Annotated in this window: 15 protein-coding genes and 1 pseudogene; 10 read left to right on the top strand and 6 right to left on the bottom strand. The window is 63.9% G+C overall.

Annotated elements, in window-relative coordinates; translation table 11 throughout:
• The first annotated feature begins 2 nt into the window (after nt 1–2).
• The 5 genes from EI28_RS05195 (at nt 3) to EI28_RS05175 (ending at nt 2,587) form a co-directional block, all read left to right on the top strand.
• Nucleotides 3–296: a 50S ribosomal protein L21e gene (locus tag EI28_RS05195; RefSeq protein WP_048113238.1), complete on the top strand. Its 294-nt coding sequence runs from the start codon at nt 3–5 to the stop codon at nt 294–296.
• Nucleotides 297–317: 21 nt separating this feature from the next.
• Complete coding sequence (locus EI28_RS05190) at nt 318–668, top strand: RNA polymerase Rpb4 family protein (RefSeq protein ID WP_048113237.1); 351 nt, start codon at nt 318–320, stop codon at nt 666–668.
• 17 nt (nt 669–685) lie between these two features.
• Nucleotides 686–1,249: a DUF655 domain-containing protein gene (locus EI28_RS05185; protein WP_048113235.1), complete on the top strand. Its 564-nt coding sequence runs from the start codon at nt 686–688 to the stop codon at nt 1,247–1,249.
• A complete protein-coding gene (rsmA, locus tag EI28_RS05180) occupies nt 1,246–2,019 on the top strand; it encodes a 16S rRNA (adenine(1518)-N(6)/adenine(1519)-N(6))-dimethyltransferase RsmA (protein WP_048113234.1) in 774 nt (257 codons plus the stop codon). The genes EI28_RS05185 and rsmA overlap by 4 nt, the downstream gene beginning before the upstream one ends.
• An 88-nt stretch (nt 2,020–2,107) precedes the next feature.
• Nucleotides 2,108–2,587 carry a HemK2/MTQ2 family protein methyltransferase gene (locus EI28_RS05175; RefSeq protein WP_369792251.1) on the top strand — a complete coding sequence of 160 codons (480 nt, stop codon included), beginning with the start codon at nt 2,108–2,110 and terminating at the stop codon, nt 2,585–2,587.
• A gap of 140 nt (nt 2,588–2,727) precedes the next feature.
• Here EI28_RS05175 and EI28_RS05170 read toward each other — a convergent pair whose 3' ends face one another.
• Genes EI28_RS05170 through EI28_RS05160 form a run of 3 tightly spaced genes read right to left on the bottom strand, consistent with a single transcriptional unit; the run spans nt 2,728 to nt 5,746 of the window.
• Entirely contained in the window at nt 2,728–3,534 is an 807-nt protein-coding gene (locus EI28_RS05170) for an ABC transporter ATP-binding protein (RefSeq protein ID WP_048113233.1), read from the bottom strand.
• A 2-nt stretch (nt 3,535–3,536) separates the two neighbouring features.
• Nucleotides 3,537–4,640, bottom strand: coding sequence for an iron ABC transporter permease (locus EI28_RS05165; RefSeq protein WP_231476597.1), 1,104 nt, complete (start codon nt 4,638–4,640; stop codon nt 3,537–3,539).
• Nucleotides 4,640–5,746 (bottom strand): ABC transporter substrate-binding protein, encoded by a 1,107-nt coding sequence (locus EI28_RS05160; RefSeq protein WP_052379674.1) that lies wholly within the window; start codon nt 5,744–5,746, stop codon nt 4,640–4,642. The genes EI28_RS05165 and EI28_RS05160 overlap by 1 nt, the downstream gene beginning before the upstream one ends.
• Nucleotides 5,747–6,048: 302 nt before the next feature.
• On the opposite strand from EI28_RS05160, the gene EI28_RS05155 reads away from it, so the two are divergent.
• Both EI28_RS05155 and EI28_RS05150 read left to right on the top strand, forming a co-directional pair.
• Nucleotides 6,049–6,897, top strand: coding sequence for a S16 family serine protease (locus EI28_RS05155; RefSeq protein WP_048113268.1), 849 nt, complete (start codon nt 6,049–6,051; stop codon nt 6,895–6,897).
• Between the two features lie 43 nt (nt 6,898–6,940).
• Nucleotides 6,941–7,546, top strand: coding sequence for a PsbP-related protein (locus EI28_RS05150; protein WP_048113232.1), 606 nt, complete (start codon nt 6,941–6,943; stop codon nt 7,544–7,546).
• Nucleotides 7,547–8,012: 466 nt separating this feature from the next.
• Here EI28_RS05150 and mutL read toward each other — a convergent pair whose 3' ends face one another.
• On the bottom strand, nt 8,013–9,770 hold the full coding sequence (gene mutL / locus EI28_RS05145) for a DNA mismatch repair endonuclease MutL (RefSeq protein WP_048113231.1): 1,758 nt from the start codon (nt 9,768–9,770) through the stop codon (nt 8,013–8,015).
• Nucleotides 9,767–12,385, bottom strand: coding sequence for a DNA mismatch repair protein MutS (mutS, locus tag EI28_RS05140; RefSeq protein WP_048113230.1), 2,619 nt, complete (start codon nt 12,383–12,385; stop codon nt 9,767–9,769). Before mutS ends, mutL begins: the two co-directional genes overlap by 4 nt.
• A 146-nt stretch (nt 12,386–12,531) precedes the next feature.
• On the opposite strand from mutS, the gene EI28_RS05135 reads away from it, so the two are divergent.
• The 3 genes from EI28_RS05135 to EI28_RS05125 are packed head-to-tail and all read left to right on the top strand — an operon-like array spanning nt 12,532 to nt 15,386.
• A complete protein-coding gene (locus EI28_RS05135; protein WP_048113229.1) occupies nt 12,532–13,785 on the top strand; it encodes a 3-isopropylmalate dehydratase large subunit in 1,254 nt (417 codons plus the stop codon).
• 3 nt (nt 13,786–13,788) lie between these two features.
• Nucleotides 13,789–14,280 carry a 3-isopropylmalate dehydratase small subunit gene (locus EI28_RS05130; protein ID WP_048113227.1) on the top strand — a complete coding sequence of 164 codons (492 nt, stop codon included), beginning with the start codon at nt 13,789–13,791 and terminating at the stop codon, nt 14,278–14,280.
• Nucleotides 14,265–15,386 carry an isocitrate/isopropylmalate dehydrogenase family protein gene (locus EI28_RS05125; protein WP_048113226.1) on the top strand — a complete coding sequence of 374 codons (1,122 nt, stop codon included), beginning with the start codon at nt 14,265–14,267 and terminating at the stop codon, nt 15,384–15,386. The genes EI28_RS05130 and EI28_RS05125 overlap by 16 nt, the downstream gene beginning before the upstream one ends.
• 43 nt (nt 15,387–15,429) lie before the next feature.
• Here EI28_RS05125 and EI28_RS05120 read toward each other — a convergent pair.
• A pseudogene (locus tag EI28_RS05120) lies at nt 15,430–15,857 on the bottom strand (hypothetical protein); the annotation flags it as partial.

Genomic DNA, 15,857 nt, shown 5'->3' with positions numbered 1-15,857 from the left:
TCATGGCACATCACAATGGACCACGCAAGAAGACGCGGTATAAGTTCAAGAAGGACCTCAGAAAACGTGGCATCCCCCCGGTAACCTCGGTGATTCAGAACTTCGAGATCGGGCAGCGGGTACACGTCGTGGTCGAGCCGAGTGTCCAGAAGGGCATGCCCCACCGGAGATTCCACGGGAAGACCGGCACGGTCATCGGACAGCGCGGACGCGCATGGCTGCTCGAGGTCAAGGATGGAGATTCGGTAAAACAGGTGATTGCGAGACCGCAACATCTAAAAGCGCAGAAAGTATAATCCTCAACAGTAGTGGTTGGCATGAAGGTAAAACGAATTGTAAGCGAAGAGCGGCTGCTGCTTCCCGAACTGCGGGACACTCTCCTGTCGGTGGAAGCAGCCCGGCTCGAATCCGAAGAGGAGATGTCCTACGAGCTTCGTAAGAGCATCGAGCATGCCAACCAGCTTTCAAAGACATCTGCCGAGAAGGCTCGCGCCCTCGTCGACGAGCTCGTAAAGCTCGAGAAGATGAAAGAGGAGATCGCCTACCGCATCGCGAATCTGATGCCGCGGACCCGGGACGAACTGCGGGCCATCTACGCCAAAGAACGGTTCAATCTTACAACGGAAGAGCTGGACGAGATCCTCGACCTGGTAATGACCCACTTCTGATTGAAGGGGTGGTGCCAATGAAGACCGAAAGGAAAGAGGAGAACGCGGTAGTCATCGATGTCCTCCCCATGGGATACATGAGCGAGCAGCGCCCGGCCTACAAGCGTGAGCCGGTCGTCCAGGCGGTCGGCGTGGACCAGTTCAAGTTGCTCGAGCTCATCCCAAAGCAGGGTGCGGATATCCAGATTTACGACCGCGTCTATATCGGCGATGCGGAGCGGGAGAAGGTCGAGCGCGTCAAGCGGCGGATCAGTTACGACGACCTGACGGCGACGGCGAAACTCGAGCTGCCGTTCGTGGTCGAGCAGATCGTCAGCGAGAACGAGCCGCGGTTCGTCGACTTCTTCAACAGGTCCGTGCCCATCACGCCGAAGTTTCACATGCTGCACCTGCTTCCCGGCATCGGGAAGAAGTTGATGTGGGAGATCATCGAACAGCGCGGGAAGAAGCCGTTTGAGAGTTTCGCCGATATCTCCGGGCGGATCAAGTCGCTCCCACACCCTGATCGAATGATTGTCAGCCGGATCCTGCGCGAGATCGAGGAGCCGGACGAAAAGTATCACGTCTTCACATCGAGATGAGTGCTCCGAGGGATCAGCACTTTCTCGTCGACCAGCGGGCCGTCGAGAGGATTGCCGGTTTTGTCGATGTTTCCGGCAGGAGGGTGCTCGAGATCGGGCCCGGCGAAGGGATCCTCACCCGCGCCCTCCTTGACCGGGGTGCCGATGTCATTGCGGTAGAGATCGATCCGGCTCTCGTGGAAGAACTCGAGATCGCGTTTGACGACGAGATCGGGGAAGGCCGTCTTGAGATTATTAGAGGCGACGCGAAGAAGGTGGATATCCCGCCGTTCGAGATCGTCGTCGCGAACCTTCCCTACTCCGTTTCTTCGAAGATTACGTTCCGGCTGCTTGAGATAGGCTTTGAGGTCGCCGTCCTGATGTACCAGAAGGAGTTCGCCCGGCGGATGGTCGCGCCGCCGGGAACGCCGAACGTGGGGCGGCTCTCGGTGATGGTGCAGACCTATGCCTCGGTAAAACCGCTCCTCGAACTCTCGCCCGGCTCGTTCCGGCCGAGGCCGCAGGTCCGGTCCTGGGTGGTCCGGATCACGCCGCACGAGCCGCCGTACCCTATCGCGGACCGCGAGGTCTATGCGGACGTCGTCCGGGTGCTCTTCTCGCACCGGCGTAAGACCGTCCGGAAGGGTCTCCGGAGCGGGAAGGATGCGTTTTCGCCGGAGGCGATCGAGCGGACGATCGCGGATCTCCCCGACGACCTCCTGCAGCGCCGGCCCGAAGACCTGACGCTCGAGGAGTTCGCGCTGATCGCGAACACGCTTGCCGGGTGTTAGGGATGCTCCCCGATCAGGTCTATCCTTCGGCGGAGGACTCGTTCCTCCTCCTCCGGGCGGCGCTCCGCGAGATCCGGCCGGCGACCGGGTGCTCGAGGTCGGGACCGGGAGCGGCTACGTCGCGGCCGGGCTTCTTGGCCGGGCGGCGAGCGTGGCCGCGACCGACATCAACCCCCACGCCGTCCGATGCGCCCGCGCCCGCGGGGTGGCGGCGGTCCGAACCGACCTCTTTGCGGGCGTCTCCGGCCCGTTCGACCTTATCCTCTTCAACCCGCCCTACCTCCCGACGGCTCCCGATGAGCGGATGGACGACTGGCTGGAGTACGCCCTCGACGGCGGGCCGACAGGAAGGTTAGTGATAGAACGGTTCGTCGCGGATGCCGGGAGGGTGCTCGCGCTCTATGGGCGCATCCTGCTGCTCGTCTCGTCGCTGACCGGGCTTAACGAAGTCCGGGAACTCTTCGCCCGCGAGGGATTCGTCTCGTTCGTCGTCGACGAGGAACCGCTCGAGGGGGAGCGGCTCTACGTTCTGCGGGCGATGCGGGACCTCTGCCGGATGGGGGCGTGAGGTTCTCAGTTCACTAAGTTCCTCCGCTTACAGTCTCACGCGAGCCGCAAAGAACGCGAAGGGCGGCGTGGCGGTCCTTCGAGCATCGCTGACACCCGGTCTCTCCCGCCGGTGAAAAAAAGGGTTGTTCGGCTGCTCCGTCATGGTGCCGTTCCCCTGGACGCCCTCATCACAGGCACGCAGATCCGCCGGTTGAACGGGTCGTCGAGGTGCATGATCCGCACGTCCACACCGTAGGCCCGGTGCATGGTATCCTCGCCGATAACCTCTTCGGGGCTTCCAATAGCAAGGATTCCTTGATCTTTCAGGATTGCAACCCGGTTCGACGTCAGAAGCGCGTGATCCGGGAAATGGGTCGCGACGACAATGGTCATTCCGTCCTCTGCGAGTCTCCCGATCACGTCGAGCACCCGTACCTGGTTGCCGAGATCCAGGTGGGACGTCGGCTCGTCGAGCAGGAGGATCCCCGGACGCTGTGCGATCGCCCGGGCGATCAGGACAAGCTGCCACTCGCCGCCGCTGATCCCGGTACACGGACGATCGGCGAGGTGAGAGATCCCGACCCGTCCGAGGGCGTCGGCAGCAATCTCTTCGTCTTCCGCAGACGGGGTTGCAAAGGGGCCGAGATGGGACGCCCTGCCCATCAGGACGATGTCCCTGACCATGAACGGGAACGGTGAGACCTGTGTCTGGGGAACGAACCCGACCTGCCTGGCAATCTCGTGCGGCTGCATCCCCGCGATATCGCGCCCGTCAAGATGAACGCGGCCGTGCGATGGGGAGATGAGCCCGGCCATGCACTTGAGGAGCGTGGACTTCCCGGTGCCGTTCGGGCCAAGGAGTGAGTACACGCATCCCTCGTCCACGGCGAGCGAGATGCCCGTAAAGACGGTGGCTCCACCCGGGTAGTTGAACGCTATATCCTCTACGCTGATGCGGCACCCCATGCTCACCACCCCGGGTTGTTCCGCCGGAGCAGCACCGCAAATATCGGCGCCCCGATGACCGCCGTCAGGATGCCGATCGGTATCTCGGCAGGGGCTGCCGTCCTCGCGACGGTGTCGACGGCGATCAGGAACGCTCCCCCGAGGAGCACCGATATCGGCAGAAGGTAGCGGTTGTCGGGCCCGACGAGCATCCGTCCCATATGCGGGATAACAAGCCCGATCCACCCGATGATCCCGCTCATGCAGACCGCTGCAGCGGTGATCACGGTCGAGAGGAGGATGATGACGACCTTCAAGCGCTCGGTGTTCACCCCGAGCGCCCGTGCCTCCTCATCGCCCATCGTGAGGACGTTGATCCGCCACCGGACGGCAAGCAGCCCCACTATCGAGACGGCGATGATCGGGCCGAGGATCATCAGGTCCGGCGCCGAGACGTGGTTGAGCGATCCGAGCAGCCAGAAGACGATCGCCGGCATCTTGTTCATCGGGTCGGCCACGTACTTCACCATCGAGGTGAGGGCCGAGAAGAGCGATGCGATCACGATCCCCGAGAGGACGAGCATCAGGATCGGGGTCGTGCTCCTGACCCGGCTGAGCCCGTAGGCCATCCCCACAGCGAGCAGGCCGAAGACGAACGAAAGGATCTGGACAAGGACGAGGCTGTCGGAGAGGAGGATGCCGATTGCCGCTCCGAAGCCCGCGCCGGAGGCCACGCCCAGTATCTGCGAGGAGACCAGGGGGTTCCGAAACATCCCCTGGAACGAGGCTCCGCTGATGGCGAGCCCGGCCCCGACGAGGAGGCCGGCGATGATCCGGGGGATGCGGACGTTTACGACGGCTGAAGTCGCTGTCGCCGCCCAGGTCTCCTCGATCGGGAAGACCGAACTTAAGAGCGCCGCTATCACCGTCTCCGGCGGGATCATGTACCGGCCGACCATCAGGGCGACGAACGCCAAAACCCCGAGCACGCCGAGGAGGAGCATCAGGATGGTGCCGGGGTGCTGTTCTCCCCAGCTCCTGTTGTGGGCCTGGTTTGCCGCCGCCGTCCCGGTCACCGTGGCTCCTCCATTGGTCTGCACGTCGGCGCTCGTTGAGCTCTGTCTCATCAGGACTGCTTCACCTGGCCGAACGTCACGCTCCCGTAGGTGCCGTCGATGACCTTCTGCGCCTGCGCATCGGTGATGGGGAACTCGAAGATCTCGGCATAAAAGTCTTTAACCCGGTCGGTGAGCGGCACGTCCTCGAAACGGTCGGGGTAGGCATTATACGCGAGCCAGAGCGGGTAGAGGACGGCGGATTCGGCGGACGGGCGGCTCCAGAGGAAGACTCCGGTCGGCTCCCTGTAGACCCGGCCTTCTTTGACGGCACCGAGTTCCTTCCAGCGGCTGTCGTCCTTGAGTTCGGTGGGGCTGCCGGTATCGATGATGATGATATCGGGGTCGACGGCAAGGACCTGCTCCATCGAGATCTCGTTGATGCCGGTGTGCATCCCCTCCTGCTGCCCCAGCGTGGTCTCGATGCCGGCGACAGCGTTTCTGCACCCCGCAGCCTCGGTCCACTCGGCGAAGAACGTGTCGCCGCCAAGCGTCTGGAGATGGCTTACGCCCTCGCCCAGGAAGACGGTGGCGCGTTCGTCGTCGGGGATATCGCCGGTGCGCTCGCGGAGGAATGCGAGGGTTCCATCAAGGTAGTCGATGTAGGCCTGCGCCCGATCGGGCTTTCCGAAGACCTCGCCCATGAAGGCGATCTCCCGCCGCATCTCGTCGAACCCGTCGCCCATGGTGCCGGAGAGGTAGATGACCGGGATGTCGGTGTGCGATTCCACGATCTTCCCGTCGACATCGAAGGCGATGACACAGTCGGGGTTCGCGACCAGGAGTTCTTCGATGTTCACGTTGCCGTTCGTCGTCCGCGGCGCCGGTTTATCGATGATGCCCGGGTCCATCTCCTGCATCATCTCCATCATCTGCGGCCCTTTCGTGACTGCAACGATGCTGGCGTTTGCCCCGAGGAGGTAGGGCACCTGGCTGATGGGGCCGCCGAAGACACCGAACGTCGCTCCTTTTGCAGGCAGCGTGATCCGGTTCCCCTCCATGTCGGTGATCGTCCGAGTCGCGGCCGGATCTTCCGGCGTTGTCGTGGTCGTACAACCGCAGCAGAGCATTCCTGCCGCAACGATGAGTGCACAGAGCACATAACTGGTTTTTGTCATCTTTACACCTGTGTAACTGTTATACAGCGGAGCGTACCTGCTTTAATTGAATTTCTGCTGGATACGTGAGGGATTTCATTCTTGTGGAAGAAAACAATTGCCTTTCTCCGCCGAGTTAATTGTTTTTTGTTAACCTGGCCGTGTAAAAAGCTGCCCGCCTTCCCTGGCGGTGCTCGAACTCCTGCCGCTCGTGATGCTCGCGCCAGTCGCGAGTCGCACCTGGCGGTGCTCCCGCTCCGGCTCTAACGAGCCATCACGCACCAGAAAGGTATATATCCGGATACATGGTATTCGGGCAGCATATGCGCACACAGGAGAGGACCCTGACGATTCTGCTCGTTCTGTCGCTTGTTGCGAATGTCTTTCTCCTGGCCGTCGCCCTCGTGCCGGCGGACGACCTCTCCCCGGCGCTCTCCAAACCGGAGGAGGCCGAAATTTCTCCGAGTGCGACCGTCGCCCCTCTGTCCCCGGTGAAGGTGGTCGGGAACGGAAGTGCTGCCTCGATGCAGGTGCCGGTCATCCTCCAGAAGGTCGAGGTCGACCGGGGCGGCCCGTTACTCTACGAAGAGGTGACCGAAGAGGGAGCGATGGTGAACGTCTCGGTCGAGGTCGTGCCCGGGAAAGAAAGGGTGCTCGTCCAGACGACGCCCAGGATGGGGATCGTCTTTCAGGACGCCGCGAATCTTGCGGTCGCTGTCGCCGCCAATCGGTCCCGCGCGGATCTTACGGAGAACGATATCATCTTCAGCATCCAGGGGCCCGAGGATATCTCCGAGATCGACGGCCCCAGTGCGGGGGCGTTGATGGCCGTCCTCCTCCTTTCGGTGCTGGAGGACTTTGCGCTCAATGAGAGCGTGACCGTGACGGGAACCCTCGATGAGGACGGGAGGATCGGCCCTGTCGGCGGGATCCTCGAAAAGGCCGAGGCTGCTCGCCGCGGCGGGAAGACACTCCTCATTCTCTCCAACGAGAATAATCGGGTCTTCGATTATCGTGAAGAGGCCCGATCGTTCGGCGGATTGCGGATCGTGCGGCAGCGGCCGGTCATCGTGGATTCAAAAGAGTATATCGAGGAAAACCTCGGCATCCGGGTGAAATACGCGGAAACCCTCGACGACCTGCTCGCCGATCTTCGTGCCCCCCGTGCCTGACTGAAGGGTATTTATCCTTCCCCGGGCCACGTACCCGGATAGTATGAGATCAGAGAAACTGCTGATTGGCGGGGTTCTCGTGGTTGCCCTGGCCGTCGTCATGGTGGTTCTGCTGCCGGGACTCTCCTCGCCGCAGCCGCCCGACCCCGGCCCGACCCAGCCTCCTACCCCGGCTCCGACCCCGACCTCGACCCCGGTGCCCGTTCCCGGGAACGGCACCTACGTCAACACCACCTACGGGTATGCCGTCACCTGCCCGGAGGGGTGGTCCTACACCGAGTCCGGCGAGAGCGTCTGGTTCTCCTCGCCGGATAAGCACGAGGAGGTCCGCGTGAACACGAACCCGCTCTCGGGCCAGGGGGACGTCGAGGACGTTCTCGAAACGCTGAACGCGACCTATGTGGAGGACCTTAGCGCCGGGATCGATGCCGAATGGGTCTCGACGGAGACGATCTCCCTTGACGGCGTCCCGGCATACGAGTCGGTCTTCTCCGTCCCCATCGTCGATGAGGAGCGGTACACCTTTGTCATCCGTTACGGCGTCAGGGACGACGTCATCTACTCGGTCATGCACACGGTCTTCCCCCCCGGGTACGATGTTTATAACGCCGACGCGACTCCGGCGGCGGAGTCGTTCCGGTTCATCTAACTTTTTGGCAGCACATTATTCCGGAAGCATCGAGGACGACAGCCCTGGCTGTAAATTCGGCATCACAAAAAAAAGGTGGCGGGTAAATGGAGTTGTCGAGAGGTGATCTTCTTCGGCAGGACGTTTGGGGGTTTCCCGTCACCTGTTCTTTTCCAGCATGATATCGCGGGTGACCAGAGGGAGGATCGCTGGGGCGAGAATATCGAACGATTCGATAGTCAGGTCGTTTAGGCCTGTAGTGGTTATCCTCTGGTCCTCTCATATGGAGGCGAATCTGCTGGAGTGGTGTCGTATGGTTCAATCCGTTTCGTCTGCAACGGGAGCCCGTTGCGACATATAATCGTAGTAATCTCCCTGGATAAATCCATTATGATACGGGATTTAGTTTTTCGGGGCGGTTTGTGCCAGTTAATTCTAAAAAAACAGAAGTTTCGTGAGAATTTCACATCACTCCGGCCGGGTGGCTCTACCCCCGCCGAAACATCCCGTCGAGTTTGCGCCTGTCGAACGCCACGACCGTCGGCCTCCCGTGCGGGCATGTCCAGGGGGTCTTCGTCCGGGCGAGTTGCATGATGAGACGCTTCTGCTGATCGGGCGTGAGGAGGGCGCCGGCCTTCACCGCTCCACGGCATGCGACGATACAGGTGACCGCCTCACGCCGGTCGGGTGCGGTTCGGGATTCGTCGGCGAGAAGGTCGGCGATCGTCTCCCGGACGGCCCCGGGATCCTCGATTGCGCCGAGGGCGGCCGGCACCGCCCGGACGGCGAAGGTGTCCCGGCCGAACTCATCCACCACGAACCCCCCGTCCGCGAGGAGAGGGATCGCGTCCCGGAGCGCGGCGGACTCCTTCGGGGGGAGCGAGAGGACGACCGGCGCGATCAGTTCCTGCGACCCGGCCTTCTTATCGCGCTGTTCCGCGACCTGGTCGTAGAGGACCCGTTCGTGGGCCGCGTGCTGGTCGATAAGGTAGAGGGTGCCGTCGGTCCCCTCCGCCACGATGTAGGTCGCGGCCACCTGTCCGATCGGCTCCATTGCGGGGAGGAGGTTCTCTCCGCCTTCCGTCTCGGTCCGGCGGAGTTGCTTATCGGAGAGGGTGAGCCCCCGGTGACCGGCCGCGTAGGATGCCCCGGGCTCGCCGACCGGCGACGGGGTCGGCACCGGTTCGGGATCTGCCCGGGCGATCTGCTGCTGTACCGGCTCGACCGGAGTTTCGCGTGTGAGGTCGTGACCGGCAAGCGCCTCCTCGACGGCGGCCGCAATCGCCCCCGTGATCTCCCGCTCCCGGGAGAGGCGGACCTCCCGTTTGGTCGGGTGGACGTTGACGTCCACAAGATTGGTGTCTATCGAAAGTTCGAGGAACGCCACCGGATAGCGGTCTTTCGGAAGGAGGGTGCCGTAGCCTTCCCGGACGGCGGCGGCGATCCGGCGGGAGGAGATGCTTCTGCCGTTGATGCTGACGGAGATCTGCGATGGGCTTCCCCGGCTCTCCGACGGCCGGGAGATGTAGCCGCCGATACGGAGGAACGGGAGCCTTCCCTCGACCGGGACGAGCGAGCGGGCGAGTTCAGCGCCGTAGAGTCCCGCGATGGTGTTCAAGGCCCCTCCCGATCGCTGGGTCGCCATCCGCTCTTTTCCATTGTGCACCACCCGGAAGGCGACCTCGCCGTGGGCGAGGGCCAGATTCTCCACGACCGCGTAGACGTGGGCGAGTTCGGTGTTCCTGCTTTTGAGGAACTTCCGGCGGGCGGGGGTGTTGTAGAAGAGGCGTTCCACCGCGATCGTCGTCCCCTCCGGGGCCCCGACCTCGTTCTTCTCCACGATCTCGCCGCCCCTGACCACCAGCCGCGTCCCGGCGAGCGCTCCCCCTCCCCGCGGGCGGGTGACCAATGTTACCTCCGCGACGGCGGCGATGCTCGCGAGCGCCTCCCCCCGGAACCCGAGGGTGCGGACGGCAGAGAGGTCGGCGATGTCCCGGATCTTGCTCGTCGCATGGGGGTGGAACGCGAGGACCGCCTCCTCCCCGGTCATGCCCTCGCCGTTGTCGGTCACCCGGATCTTCGTGATCCCCGTCATGTCCGAGGAGACGTCGAGGAGGATGCTCGTCGCACCCGCGTCGATCGCGTTCTCCAGGAGTTCCTTCACCACCGATGCCGGCCGTTCCACGACCTCCCCGGCGGCGATCTGGTTCACGGTATCGGGGTCGAGGACGCGGATCTTCGTCATCGCTCCCTCTCCTCGTTCGCCATCTTCTGGAGCCGGCAGAGGGCGTTCAGAGCATCGATCGGCGTCATCTCGTCGGGATTCAAACTTTTAAGCTCCCTTACCGCCGGGTTCTCTTCCACGACCCCCTCGCCGGGGTCGACGAGGAGCATCTGGGTGTAGCGGGGAGCCCGCACCCCGGCTGAGAACTCCCGCGTCGACGCCTCCTTCAGGATCTCCATTGCCCGGTCGGTCACCTTCTTCGGGATCCCGGCAAGGTGGGCGACGTGGACGCCGTAGCTCCGGTCGGTCGCGCCGGGGATGATCTTGCGGAGGAAGACGACGTCGGTTCCGGTGTCCTTCACGGCGAAGTGGAAGTTTTTCACCCGTTTGAGCGATCCTTCGAGATCGATCAGGTCATGGAAGTGGGTCGCGAAGAGCGTCCTCGGCCCCGCGACCGCCTTCCCGTGCAGGAACTCCACCACCGCCCGGGCAATCGAGCACCCGTCGAGCGTGCTCGTCCCCCGCCCGATCTCGTCGAGGATGACGAGACTCTGCGCCGTCGCGTTATTCAGGATGTTCGCGAGTTCCAGCATCTCGACCATGAACGTGGACTGCCCGGAGGCAAGGTCGTCAAACGCCCCCACCCGGGTGAAGACGCGGTCGACGATCCCGATCGTCGCGTGCCGGGCCGGGACGAAACTCCCCATCTGGGCCATGATGCAGCAGAGCGCCACCGCCCGCATGTAGGTGGACTTGCCCGCCATGTTCGCCCCGGTGATGATCATGATCTGGTCGCCGGCGGAATCGAGTTCCGTGTCGTTCGGGACGAACGGTACCGGGAGGTGCCGCTCCACCACGGGGTGGCGGCCGTCGCGGATGACGACCCGGCCGCTCTCCTCGATCACCGGCCGGGTGTAGCCGTAACGGGCGGCGACCTCGGCGAGCGCCGAATACACGTCGAGGAGCCCCACCGCCCGGGCGGTCGTCTGGAGGGCGCCGACCTCCGCTACGAGCGTCCGGATGAGTTCAGCGTAGATCTCCGCTTCGAGGGCGCCAAGCCGCTCTTCGGCGGTTGCGATCATCGCCTCCTTCTCCCGGAGGTCGGGGATCGTGTAGCGCTCGCCGTTTGCGGTCGTCTGCCGCCGCTCGTACTCCGGCGGCACCAGGTGCAGGTTCGGTTTCGTCACCTCGATGTAGTAGCCGAAGACCCGGTTGTAGCCGATCTTGAGCGACTTGATCCCGGTCCTCTCCCGCTCCTGCTGCTGGAACTCCGCGATCCAGTCCTTCCCGGACGTCGCAAGGTGCCGGAGTTCGTCGAGTTTCTCGTTGAACCCTTCCCGGATCATCCCACCGACCTGCGCGCGTGCCGGGGGGTCGTCGACGATCGCCCGGCCGACGAGGTCGACGACATGAGCGTGGTCGCTCATCGCGGCGAGGGTTTCGCGAACCAGGGTCGGGGCATCGGCAGAAAAGAGCGCCTTTACGTCCGGTATGGTAGAGAGAGAGTCGCGAAGCGTCGCGAGATCCCTCGGCCCGGCGTTCCCGTAGGCGATCCTTCCTGCTATCCGCTCAATATCGGCGAAGTCGCCGAGGGTCGCGCGAAGCGCCTGTCGGTCGAGCGCGTTCTCGAAGAACCACTCCACCGCGTCGAGCCTTGCCTCGATGGGCTCCTTCCCGAGCAGGGGGGCGATCAGGAACGACCGCATCGTCCGGCTCCCCATTGACGTCTCCGTGACGTCGAGCGCGGCAAGAAGGGTGTTTGCGTCGCCAACGCCGCGGATCCCCGCGGTGAGCTCCAGGTTCCGCAGGGTGATTGCGTCGAGCGCCATGTTCCCCGACGGAACCCGTGTCGAGAGCCCCGAGATGTGGGATAGGGATGATTGCTGTGTATCCTGGGCGTAGCGGAGCGCTGCTCCGGCCGCGGCGATCGCTCCCGGCATTTCCGCGCAACCGTAGCCGTCGAGCGTCGCCGTCCCGAACTGCTCGCAGAGTTGCTCGCAGGCCGCGTCGGTCTCGAAGGCGTCGTCGCGGTAGCGGCTCACCGTCACCCCGAGGGCTTCGAGCCGGCTGGGGAGGCTGTTTGCGAGGCTCTCGGGGACGATCACTTCTGTTGGGCGGTACCTGACGACCTCCGAGACGATCTCGGCGTATTCGCGCCCGCCGCTCCCCGCGGAGACGAAGAACTCACCGGTGGAGACGTCCAGGAACGCGAGGCCGAAGGTTTCCTTCCGGTCGGGTGCGACCGCCATAAGGTAGTGGGCGCCGGCCGAGGCGAGCATCGAGGAGTCGATCAGGGTTCCCGGGGTGATCACCCTCGTGACGTCCCGCTTTACCACGCCTTTTGCGGTTTTGGGGTCCTCAATCTGGTCGCAGATCACCACCTTGTAGCCCTTGTTCACCAGGCGGGCGATGTAGCCGTCGGCGGCGTGATGGGGGACGCCCGCGAGCGGCATCCGGTCGCCGTTCTTGTCCCTGCCCCGGGCCGTCAGGGTGATGTCGAGTTCGCGGGCCACCACGCCGGCATCCTCGCCGAAGGTCTCGTAGAAATCCCCCATCCTGAAGAAGAGGACGGCGTCGGGGTACCGGGCTTTCGCTGAATAGTACTGCCGCATTGCCGGGGTCGGTCCGTCGGTCATCGCTTCTCCTTATAGAATCCGCACGCGGCCACATAAGGGTAATGTCCCGGGAAATCGGGCGGAACGCCCTCCGATTCACTGCACCACTCCGGCGGCCCCCGGCAAACTACATACGTCCGGAACGCGTACCAAAGACACGATACAGTATGTCGGCGACTATCGCAGAAAAGATATTTTCGCAACGGTGCGGCAGACCCGTCCGTGCGGGAGAGGTGGTGATGGCACCCGTGGATGCAGCGATGATCCACGATATCACCGGCCCGCTTGCGGTCAGGGTCTTTCGCGAGATGGGTGGAGAGCGCGTATTCGATCCCGAACGGATCATTATGCTCTTCGACCACCAGGTACCCGCCGACTCGATACCCGCCGCCGAGAACCACGTCTTCATGCGCCGGTTCGCGGACGAGCAGGGGATCCACAACTATGACCTCCTCGAGGGCGTCTGCCACCAGGTCGTGATGGAGAAGGGGCGGGCGGCGCCGGGCGAGATCGTCGTCGGGACCGACTCGCACACCTGCACCTACGGTGCGGCGGGCGCGTTTGCGACCGGGATCGGCTCGACCGATATGGGTTTCGTCCTGAAGTTCGGGGCGCTCTACTTCCGGGTGCCCGAGAGCATTCTGGTCGAGGTCGAGGGTGCGTTCGGCCGGAGGGTGGGGGCAAAAGATCTCATCCTCTCCCTCGCCGGCGACATCGGCGCCGACGGGGCGACCTACATGGCGCTCGAGTTCACCGGCTCTGCCATGCGCGAGATGAGCATGGCGGGCCGGATGACCTGCGCGAACATGGCGATAGAGATGGGGGCGAAGGCGGGGATCGTGGCACCCGATGCGGCCACCTGGGACTACGTCACCGCCCGCCGCGAGCTCGAGCCGTTCGACCTTGCGGGCGATGAGGACGCCGCATACGCGGAGCGGCGGCACTACGACGTCACGGACCTCGCCCCGCAGGTCGCCGTCCCGCACAACGTCGACAACGTCGTGGATGTCGGCGATGTCGCGGGAACAAAGGTCGACCAGGTCTTCATCGGCTCCTGCACGAACGGCCGCTACGAAGACCTCTTCGAGGCGGCGGAGGTGATGGGGAACGCCGACCGCTTCGCGGACGGCGTCCGGGTGATCGTCATCCCGGCCTCGCGCACCGAGTACCTCAAGGCCCTCCGCGGGGGGCTCATCGAACGGTTCGTCGAGGCGGGCGCGCTCGTCGAGGCGCCGTGCTGCGGCCCCTGCATGGGCGGGGCGTTCGGCCTCCTCGCGCCGGGCGAGGTCTCGCTCTCGACGTCGAACCGGAACTTCCGGGGCAGGCAGGGGAGCACGCAGGCGTCGGTCTACCTCTCCTCGCCGGCGACGGCGGCGGCGAGCGCCCTCTACGGCGAGATCACCGACCCGAGGGAGGTGTGAATCATGCGAGTCTGGAAGTTCGGCAACGATATCGATACGGATGCAATCATCCCCGGGCGGTTCCTCACGATCTACGATCCGGCGGAACTCGCGAAGCACGCGTTCGAGGGGACGCGCGATGCGTTCGCAAAGGAGGCGCGGGAGGGCGACGTCGTCGTCGCCGGCACCAACTTCGGGTGCGGCTCCTCCCGCGAGCACGCGCCGCTCGCGCTCCTCGGCGCCGGGGTGAAGGTCGTGGTCGCGAAGTCCTTTGCGCGGATCTTCTACCGCAACGCCGTCAACACCGGGCTCCTGCCGCTGGTCTGTCCTGAGGCGGATAGCATCCGGGACGGCGAGACCGTCACGGTGGATATCGCCGCTGGCTTCATCGAGGCGAACGGCAAAAGGCTCGCCGTCGAGCCGGTTCCCGGGTTCATGAAGGAGATCGTCGATGCCGGCGGCCTGGTGGCCTACGCAAAAGATCTGGATGAGGTGAAGACATGCAGCACCGAGTAGCCGCAATCGGCGGGGACGGTATCGGCCCCGAGATCGTCGCGGCGGGCAAGGAGGTCCTCGATGCCGCGGGAGAGCGCTACGGGTTCGACATCGCGTGGACGGACTTCGATATCGGGGCCGACCGCTACCTCGCGACCGGCGAACTCCTGACCGAGGAGGATATCACGGAGCTCTCGAAGTTCTCCGCGATCTATTTCGGCGCCATCGGCGACGACCGGGTGAAGCCCGGGATCCTCGAGAAAGGCATCCTGCTCGCGATCCGGTTCCACTTCGACCAGTTCATCAACCTCAGGCCGATCAAGCTCCTCGACGGCGTGGCAACGCCGCTCGCGAACAAGCGCCCCGAGGACATCGACTTCGTCGTCGTCCGGGAGAACACCGAGGATTTCTACGTCGGGATCGGCTCGCGGTTCGCCGGAAAACGCGAGAAAAAGACCCTCGAAGTCGTCCGCGACATCTACAGCGTCAGGTTCGGCCTCGACGTCGAGACCGACGCCGAAGAGCTCGCCTACCAGATCGGCGTCGTCACCCGGCCGGGTGCGGAGCGGGCGATCCGCTACGCCTTCGACCTTGCCGCAGCGAGGGAGAAGAAGGTCACGTCGGTCGACAAGGCAAATGTCCTCTCCGACATCTACGGCCTCTGGCGGGACGTCTTCACCGACGTCGCTGCCGGCTACCCGGACGTTGCAACGGAGTTCAACTTCGTCGACGCCGTCACGATGTGGTTCGTCAAGAACCCCGAGTGGTTCGACGTCGTCGTCACGCCGAACATGTTCGGCGACATCATCACCGACCTCGGTGCCATGATCCAGGGCGGGCTCGGCCTCGCCCCCGGCGGAAACATCAACCCGAACGGCACATCGATGTTCGAGCCGATCCACGGCTCCGCGCCGAAGTACCGCGGCCAGGACGTCGCGAACCCGCTCGCCACCGTCTGGGCGGGCTCGATGCTCCTCGACCACCTCGGCGAGCACGAGGCGGCGGCGGCCGTTCTTCGGTCAATCGAGAGGAGCATCCTCGACGGATACGTCACCCGGGACATGGGCGGCGCGAAGAAGACGAGCGAGGTCGGGCAATACCTCGCGTCGCTTGTGAAGACGGTGTAGGGCCCTCGTCTCTTTTTCTGGAAACCCGGCCGGTGCGTCCGTTCTACTCCCCTGCACCGGAAGTAGGGGTGAGGTTGAGTTGCCACTCCCGGTAGCCTCCCTGCCCTGCCGTCACTTTGCCTTCAGCAGGCATCCAGCCCTGCGGGTCGCCGGTGATGGTGAGAGAGTACGCATCGGAGTATCGATTTTGCCCGGCAAAATCGAATCCTTCAAGCCACCGGTTTGACCCCTCAATTTCCGACGAGATCGAGACCTGCGTCCCGTTCTCGTAGTGCGCGTAGACGGGGATGGTGTAGGAGTACCGGTATCCTTCGGGGTTGTAATAACCGCGCTCGTTGGGCGTTCCGGAGGAACTTGCTGTCAGCGTGAGGTTCTGCTTCGGGGCGAAGAGCGACTCGTTGCCGAATGGGTGCCGTGTATCGATCAACTGCGGGACGACCTCAGGGCGTAATTTGTCACCAAGAGAGGTGC

Origin of the sequence: Methanoculleus sp. MH98A (assembly GCF_000691865.1) — an archaeon.
Classification (GTDB): Archaea; Halobacteriota; Methanomicrobia; order Methanomicrobiales; family Methanoculleaceae; genus Methanoculleus.
This window is presented reverse-complemented; position numbering and strand designations above follow the sequence as displayed.

Coding starts and splice junctions, on each gene's coding strand:
- EI28_RS05170 (WP_048113233.1), bottom strand. CDS start 3,534: ATGGGGTGCCGCATCAGCGTAGAGGATATAGCGTTCAACTACCCGGGT.
- EI28_RS05190 (WP_048113237.1), top strand. CDS start 318: ATGAAGGTAAAACGAATTGTAAGCGAAGAGCGGCTGCTGCTTCCCGAA.
- EI28_RS05150 (WP_048113232.1), top strand. CDS start 6,941: ATGAGATCAGAGAAACTGCTGATTGGCGGGGTTCTCGTGGTTGCCCTG.
- rsmA (WP_048113234.1), top strand. CDS start 1,246: ATGAGTGCTCCGAGGGATCAGCACTTTCTCGTCGACCAGCGGGCCGTC.
- EI28_RS05195 (WP_048113238.1), top strand. CDS start 3: ATGGCACATCACAATGGACCACGCAAGAAGACGCGGTATAAGTTCAAG.
- EI28_RS05160 (WP_052379674.1), bottom strand. CDS start 5,746: ATGACAAAAACCAGTTATGTGCTCTGTGCACTCATCGTTGCGGCAGGA.
- mutL (WP_048113231.1), bottom strand. CDS start 9,770: ATGACGAAGATCCGCGTCCTCGACCCCGATACCGTGAACCAGATCGCC.
- EI28_RS05125 (WP_048113226.1), top strand. CDS start 14,265: ATGCAGCACCGAGTAGCCGCAATCGGCGGGGACGGTATCGGCCCCGAG.
- EI28_RS05130 (WP_048113227.1), top strand. CDS start 13,789: ATGCGAGTCTGGAAGTTCGGCAACGATATCGATACGGATGCAATCATC.
- EI28_RS05185 (WP_048113235.1), top strand. CDS start 686: ATGAAGACCGAAAGGAAAGAGGAGAACGCGGTAGTCATCGATGTCCTC.
- EI28_RS05165 (WP_231476597.1), bottom strand. CDS start 4,640: ATGAGACAGAGCTCAACGAGCGCCGACGTGCAGACCAATGGAGGAGCC.
- EI28_RS05155 (WP_048113268.1), top strand. CDS start 6,049: ATGCGCACACAGGAGAGGACCCTGACGATTCTGCTCGTTCTGTCGCTT.
- EI28_RS05135 (WP_048113229.1), top strand. CDS start 12,532: ATGTCGGCGACTATCGCAGAAAAGATATTTTCGCAACGGTGCGGCAGA.
- mutS (WP_048113230.1), bottom strand. CDS start 12,385: ATGACCGACGGACCGACCCCGGCAATGCGGCAGTACTATTCAGCGAAA.